At 50.4% G+C, this 623-nt stretch carries 1 protein-coding gene and 1 tRNA gene; both read left to right on the forward strand.

Going from position 1 to position 623, the window contains the following annotated elements; all coding sequences use genetic code 11:
* A partial coding sequence (locus AC1EJZ_RS11215) for a hypothetical protein (RefSeq protein WP_480295001.1) occupies positions 1–239 on the forward strand: 239 nt, incomplete at its 5' end.
* 178 nt (positions 240–417) lie between these two features.
* Positions 418–493, forward strand: a tRNA-Ala gene (locus AC1EJZ_RS11220).
* Positions 494–623: the final 130 nt, after the last annotated feature.

A 623-nucleotide genomic window follows, 5' to 3' on the forward strand; every position in this document is an offset into this window, starting at 1 on the left:
CAACCACCACAAACAACACCAACCACAAACAATCAGCACCGCCCGGGCGACAAGAAAATACTCTACGAACAATCGGGGCGATCGTCAAACTGATTTGCGGTGAGCTCCCTCACCGTTTGATTTTTCGGCACAATGTCGCCAAACAGCAGGTGGAATACTGTTTTAATCCGGTTTTTATCATCATTAATTCTGGTTTTTGGAGCCTAGTTGAGTGCGCTCCACCATCGCTGATCCCCTAAAAGTGTGGCGCACCAAGCACTGAATTACTCAGATCAATTTTTGTGCGCCTTAGTGTTGATCCGCGCTGGCAGTGTGCATGCATGTAAGCGCGCATCAGTACTCGTAAATGATGGCGGTGCGCTTCACAGTCTCCAGTGTGCATTTCGTGCTGCCAGGGTGGTACGATACTTGAGCCTTGGGGCTATGGCGCAGTTGGTAGCGCGTCTCGTTCGCAATGAGAAGGTCGGGGGTTCGAATCCCCCTAGCTCCACCATTTGTACTCACTTTTGGATACAAGGATCGCAACCTCTTGCTGTGAGCGTTTGGGGGTTACCGGACAATTTGTGTGTCTATTGGTGGCGTGTCGTGTTGTTTTAGGGTTTGTATTTGCCTGCCCAGCCTTT

It is taken from the genome of Pauljensenia sp. C0170B5 (assembly GCF_056590195.1).